This is a genomic window from Micromonospora sp. AMSO12t (assembly GCF_008806585.1).
Lineage (GTDB): Bacteria > Actinomycetota > Actinomycetes > Mycobacteriales > Micromonosporaceae > Micromonospora > Micromonospora reichwaldensis.
In genome coordinates this window covers 1-3,069 of the sequence record NZ_WAAS01000439.1, presented here as the reverse complement: position 1 = coordinate 3,069, position 3,069 = coordinate 1, and the positions used below count along the sequence as shown (strand labels likewise).

2 protein-coding genes and 1 pseudogene are annotated in these 3,069 nt (G+C 74.8%); 2 read left to right on the top strand and 1 reads right to left on the bottom strand.

Features of this window, described 5'->3' with window-relative positions:
- Nucleotides 1-244: 244 nt before the first annotated feature.
- Complete coding sequence (locus F6X68_RS31900; RefSeq protein WP_151457720.1) at nucleotides 245-1,486, top strand: SAM-dependent methyltransferase; 1,242 nt, start codon at nucleotides 245-247, stop codon at nucleotides 1,484-1,486.
- Nucleotides 1,483-2,652, top strand: coding sequence for an NADH-quinone oxidoreductase subunit D (locus F6X68_RS31895; protein WP_192581633.1), 1,170 nt, complete (start codon nucleotides 1,483-1,485; stop codon nucleotides 2,650-2,652). Before F6X68_RS31900 ends, F6X68_RS31895 begins: the two co-directional genes overlap by 4 nt.
- Nucleotides 2,653-2,723: 71 nt before the next feature.
- Here the strand turns inward: F6X68_RS31895 and F6X68_RS33775 are convergent.
- A pseudogene (locus F6X68_RS33775) lies at nucleotides 2,724-3,069 on the bottom strand (hypothetical protein); the annotation flags it as partial.

The window sequence follows — 3,069 nt, the reverse complement described above, 5'->3', positions numbered from 1 at the left end:
GGCGCGGGGGTGCGCTCATGGGCGACGATCCAGTCCTCGAGAAGGGGTACCGGTCGATGGCAAGTATGCGCCGGGGTTACGGAAGCGGGACAAGGATGTGTGAAAACGTTCACCGGCGGCACCGGCGGCACACCCGGGGATGGAACGTCCGCTCCGACCGGCTGACCGTAGGGTCGGGCCGGTGACGCACGCCGTACGGCCGGCCGGTGGCGGGCAGGACAGGCAGCTCGGGAGGAACGAACTGATGCCGGAGCGCTGGCGGGACGCGATGGAACGGTCCCTCTACGGGCCGGGCGGCTTCTTCGTCTCCGGGTCGGGCCCCGCCGGCCACTTCCGCACCAGCGTGCACGCGTCTCCGGCCTTCGCCGATGCGCTGCTGCGGCTCGTCGAGCAGGTCGACGCCGCACTCGGCCACCCCGCCGACCTCCGCGTCGTGGACGTAGGGGCGGGCCGGGCCGAGTTGCTGCGTGCGCTCTCCGCCGCGCTGGGGGTTGCCGGGGAGCCCGCCCGCTCCGGGCGGTCAGGCTTGATCCCTCCGCGGACGGGCTCCCCGGCAACCTCGACTCCCCCGGCCGCCGCCCGGCCCTCGGCCTCTTCCGGCCCGCCGGCCGCCGGTCCCGCGCCCTCCGCGTCGGTTCCGCTCGCCTCCCGGGTACGCCTCACCGCGGTCGAGAAGGCTCCCCGACCGGCCGACCTGCCCGACGGGATCGACTGGCTCGACGAGATCCCCGACGGGATCACCGGGCTGCTGGTGGCCACCGAGTGGCTGGACAACGTGCCGCTCGACGTGGCGGTGCACACCGCCGAAGGGTGGCGCTACCTGCTGGTCGACCCGGCCACCGGCGAGGAGACCGTGGACGACCCGGTCGACCCCGCCGACGCGGACTGGCTCACCCGGTGGTGGCCGGTGCCGGCGGCCGACATCGACGGGACCGGCCCGGCCGGGTCGGGGCTCCGGACGGCCCGATCGGCGGAGGGATCAAACCTGACCGCCCGGAGCGACCGCCTGGAACCCCTGACAGCAGTCAGAGCCGAGATCGGCCGGACGCGCGACGAGGCCTGGGCCGAGGCGGTGGGAAAGCTCGACCGGGGGCTGGCGCTGGCGGTGGACTACGGGCACCTGCGGGACGGCCGGCCCGTGGACGGGACGTTGACCGGGTACCGGGGCGGGCGGCAGGTGCCCCCGGTGCCGGACGGGAGCCGCGACGTCACCGCGCACGTCGCCGTCGACTCGGTCGCCTCCGCCGGCGCCCGGGTCGCGCGGTGCGCGTACGACCTGGTGTCGCAGCGGGAGGCGCTGCGGGCGCTCGGGGCCGACGGCGGCCGACCCCCGCTCAGCCTGGCCGCCAGCGACCCGGCCGGGTACGTGCGGGCGCTCGCCGCCGCGTCGGCGGTGGCCGAGCTGACCGACCCGGCCGGGTTGGGCGGGCACTGGTGGCTGCGGCAACCGGTCGGCGTCGACCCCGCGCGGTTCATGGCACGATGACGTCCATGACCACGGACGCTGGCGACCTCCGCGAGCTGACCGTCGGCACCGGGGCCGGCGGCGATCAGCTCGGCACCGACATGGTGCTCAACATCGGGCCGCAGCACCCCTCCACGCACGGCGTGCTCCGGCTCAGGCTGGTGCTCGACGGCGAGCGGGTGGTGGCCTGCGAGCCGATCGTCGGCTACATGCACCGGGGCGCCGAGAAGCTCTTCGAGGTCCGCGACTACCGACAGATCATCGTGCTGGCCAACCGGCACGACTGGCTCTCGGCCTTCTCCAACGAGCTGGGCGTGGTGCTCGCCGTCGAACGGCTGATGGGCATGGAGGTGCCGGAGCGGGCCACCTGGCTGCGGATGGCCCTCGCGGAGCTGAACCGGGTGCTCAACCACCTGATGTTCCTCGGCTCCTACCCGCTGGAGATCGGCGCGATCACGCCGATGTTCTACGCGTTCCGCGAACGGGAGACCATCCAGGCGGTCATGGAGGAGGTCTCCGGCGGCCGGATCCACTACATGTTCAACCGGGTCGGTGGGCTCAAGGAGGAGATCCCCGCCGGCTGGACCGGCCGGGCGCGGGCCGCCATCGCCGAGGTCCGCCGGCGGATGCCGGACCTGGACAACCTCATCCGGCGCAACGACATCTTCCTGGCCCGTACGGTCGGCGTCGGGGTGCTCTCCGCGGCGGACGCCGCCGCGTTCGGCGCGTCCGGGCCCGTCGCCCGGGCCTCCGGCCTCGACCTGGACCTGCGCCGCGACGAGCCCTACCTGGCCTACGACCAGCTGGACGTGCCGGTGGTGACGAAGACCGCCGGGGACTGCCACGCCCGCTTCGAGGTGCTGCTCGACCAGGTGTACGCCTCGCTCGACCTCGCCGAGCAGTGCCTGGACCGGGTGGACCGGCTCACCGGGCCGGTCAACACCCGACTGCCGAAGGTGCTCAAGGCCCCCGAGGGGCACACCTACGCCTGGACCGAGAACCCGCTCGGCATCAACGGCTACTACCTGGTCTCCCGGGGCGAGAAGACGCCGTGGCGACTGAAGCTGCGCACCGCGTCGTACGCGAACGTGCAGGCGCTGGCCACCCTGCTCCCCGGCTGCCTGGTACCGGACCTGATCGCCATCCTCGGCTCGATGTTCTTCGTGGTCGGCGACATCGACAAGTGACCCGGCCGCGTACGCCCGTCCGGTCGCGGCGGGCGGCGCGGCGGCTGCCCGGTCGGAACCGCCGTCCGGGGTCAGCGCCAGCGGTCGGCGTTGCGGGCTCCGCCCGCGCGGGGCTCGTCGTCCTGCGGCGGGTAGCCGTAGGGCTCCTCCTGCCGCCGGCCGTACCGCTGCGGCTCGGGCTCCGCCCGACGGGTGCGGTGCGCCTCGGGCTGACCGGCGTCGTGCCGCGCCTCGGGCTGCTGTCCCCGCTGACGGGGCGCACGCCACTCGTCGGGCACCGGCACCCCGCCGGCCGGCAGGGCCGGGGCGCCGTCCGGCTCCGACCAGCCGCCGCGCCACCCGTCGTCCGCCCGGTCCGGACCCCGGCGCGGCTCGTCCCGCCGGACCGACGCCCAGCGGTCCGCGACCCGGTACTCG